The organism is Streptomyces sp. CBMA123, from assembly GCF_014596465.1.
Classification (GTDB): Bacteria; Actinomycetota; Actinomycetes; order Streptomycetales; family Streptomycetaceae; genus Kitasatospora.
The window spans coordinates 1-2819 of the sequence record NZ_MECK01000415.1 but is presented as its reverse complement, the minus strand read 5'-3'; the positions used below and the strand labels follow the sequence as shown (position 1 = coordinate 2819).

The window sequence follows — 2819 nt, the reverse complement described above, 5'->3', positions numbered from 1 at the left end:
TTTCAAAAGGAATCTCCAACCCCGATCAGACGATCAAGGCCGGGGATGTCAACATATCTGGCGTTGACTTTTGGCACGCTGTTGAGTTCTCAAGGAACGGACACTTCCTTCGAGCCGCCTTCCAGCGGGCCCTCCGGGCGCTTCGTTCTTTCGTGTTTCCAGCTTACCAGATGTTTTCCGCTCCGTTTTCCGGAGTTTCATTCATCCGATTCCCGCTGGCGGGATTTCCTGCGAACTTCGTTCCGAAGCCTATCAAAGCTTTCGGAGTGTTCCGTCCGTGGGATTTGCTTCATCGGAGGATGCGCATTTCATGAAACACGCTCGCCTCGATTTCGGCGGTGTCGTAGACACTAACGCCTGGATCCGACCGTTGTCCAGTCAGTCCCAACCGTTGAAACCTACTAGCCCACCCTCACCACGTCAATGGTTTGGCCGGGATGCGAGAAGACTAGCAGGTCAACGGCCTGTTGATCACATCGACTCAGGCGGCGACGGGTTGGAGGTCCGCCCGGTCGGCCGCGTCCACATCGCCGAACTCTCCGCTCGCCGCGGCCTTCCGCCCCAGCACCAGTGCGTAGAGGAGGAAGGCCACCTCGGCCAGGACGCCGATGGAAATGCGCGCCCAGGTCGGCAGGCCGGACGGCGTCACGAAGGCTTCGAGCACGCCGGAGACCGCCAGGACCGTCGCCAGGCCGATCGCCATTCCGATGATCGAGCGGCCCTGCTCGGCCAGCGCCACCGCGCGGGTGCGCGGGCCGGGGTCGATGACGGTCCAGCCGAGGCGCAGGCCGAAGCCGCCGGCCACGAAGACCGCGGTCAGCTCCAGCAGGCCGTGCGGGATGAGCAGGCCGAGGAAGACGTCGAGCCGCCCGGCGGAGGCCATCAGCCCGATGCCGACCCCGAGGTTGACCACGTTGGTCCACATCACCAGGAGCACCGGAATGCCCAGGGCGATCCCGAAGAGCAGGCACTGCACGGCGACCCAGGCGTTGTTCGTCCAGACCTGGGCCGCGAAGGAGCTGGCCGGGCGGTCCGAGTAGTACGCCTCGTACTGTCCGCCGGGGCGGGTCATCTCCCGCAGGTCGTCCGGGGTGATGAGGCTGTTGCGGACCTCGGGGTGGGTGGCCATCCACCAGGCGAGCAGCACGGTGGCGACCATCGAGACGGCCGCGACCGGCACCCACCAGCGGCGGGCGCGGTAGAGCGCGGCCGGGAAGCTCACCGTGTAGTAGCGGGCGACGTCCTGCCAGCCGTTGGTGCGGGCGCCGGTCACCGCGCTGCGGGCCCGCGAGACCAGGCTGGTCAGCCGGCTGACCAGGGCGGGGTCCGGCGCGGCGGCCTGGACCTTGGCGAGGTGGCCGGTGACGCGCTGGTACAGCGTGACCAGCTCGTCGGCCTCCTCGCCGCTGAGGCGGCGCCTGCGGGCGAGGGCGTCCAGCCGGGCCCACTCCCCCTGGTGGGTTGCGACGAAGACGTCCAGGTCCATGCGGCGGCTCCATGGTCGGCGATGGCGCGAGGCGCGCGTGCGCGGTCGGGCAGGTACGTGCGGACACGTGCGGGCCCAGCATGCCAGGAGCCGCCGCCGCCCCGGCCGTCGGGATCTCACTTCCCGTGCGCCCACCGGGCGCCGTATGTTGGCGGCTGCGGATCAGACTGCGGAGAGCGGGCAGTGGGGGCCGGTCCAACCGCACTCCCACCTCCCGCATGAGCGTGAACGGACAGGTGTCTTGAGCGACCTGGTGACGGGTGAGGCGGTCGTCCTCGACCTGCAGACGGCAAAGCTTCCGAGCAGGGCGCTGGCCATCGTGCTCGACCTGCTCATCGAGTTCGCCGCTCTGTTCGTGTCCATGCTGGTGATGAGCGTGGCCCTGTCCGACCTCGACAGTGCGGCACTGGCGGCCACCATGCTCGGGATGACGGTGTTCTACCTGGTCGGTCTGCCGGTGATGATCGAGACCCTCAGCAACGGACGGTCGGCCGGCAAGGCCGCGCTCGGCCTGCGGGTGGTGCGCACCGACGGCGGACCGGTCCGGTTCCGGCACTCGCTGGTCCGCGGGCTGGTGGGCTTCTTCGAACTGATCGCGATCACCGGCGCCCCGGCCGTGATCACCTCCGCGCTGAACTCGGACGGCAAGCGGCTCGGCGACATCTTCGCGGGGACGGTGGTGATCCGCGAGCGCACCCCGGGCGGGGTCGGCACGGCCGGGCCGCTGCCGCCGGTCCACCCGCAGCTGCTGCACGACATGGGCCGCGAACTGGTCGCGATGGACCTGTCCGCGGTGCCCGAGGCGCTCTGGCTCGCGATCCGCCAACTGCTGAGCCGGATAGGCCAGTTGGAGCCGGGCGTGACGTTCCGGATGGCCACCGGGCTGGCCGACGACCTGTCCGCCCGGATCGGGAACCCGGTGCCGCCCGGACTGCACCCGGCCGCCTACCTGGGCGCGGTCCTCACCGAACGCCAGCGCCGGGAGTGGATGCGCGCCCAGCAGCGGTTCGCGGCCTCGGCCCCCGTCTGGACGCCCGCCCCGCACCCGATGGCCGTACCGCACCCGATGGCCGTACCGCACCCGATGCCCGCCCCGCACCCGATGGCGGCCCCCTCCGTCACCGCCGACGGCCGGCCCCACCGCGTCCTCGGCGTACCCGCCGCTCCCGCTCCCGCAGCCGTCGCCCCCGTCGCACCGGCCCCGGCCGCTCCCGCCGCACCGTCCTTCGTCAAGCCCGCACAGCCCCCAGCACCGGCGCCCGCCCCCGCCCCCGCCCCCGCCCCCGCCCCCGCCCCCGCCCCCGCCCCCGACGCCGGCTTCGGCTTCGCCCCG

3 protein-coding genes are annotated in these 2819 nt (G+C 70.8%); 2 read left to right on the top strand and 1 reads right to left on the bottom strand.

Translation table 11 applies throughout. The features are described 5' to 3' along the window. Positions 1 to 314, top strand: a 314-nt coding sequence (locus tag BG452_RS46190; protein ID WP_223243044.1) for a hypothetical protein, incomplete at its 5' end; no start/stop codon positions are given. 167 nt (positions 315 to 481) lie between these two features. On the opposite strand, the gene BG452_RS32320 is transcribed toward BG452_RS46190, so the two are convergent. Next, on the bottom strand, positions 482 to 1486 hold the full coding sequence (locus BG452_RS32320; RefSeq protein ID WP_188307912.1) for a stage II sporulation protein M: 1005 nt from the start codon (positions 1484 to 1486) through the stop codon (positions 482 to 484). A 241-nt stretch (positions 1487 to 1727) separates the two neighbouring features. Here BG452_RS32320 and BG452_RS47315 point away from each other — a divergent pair. After that, on the top strand, positions 1728 to 2819 hold a 1092-nt coding region (locus BG452_RS47315), incomplete at its 3' end, for an RDD family protein (RefSeq protein WP_262986076.1).

Coding starts and splice junctions, on each gene's coding strand:
- BG452_RS32320 (WP_188307912.1), bottom strand. CDS start 1,486: ATGGACCTGGACGTCTTCGTCGCAACCCACCAGGGGGAGTGGGCCCGG.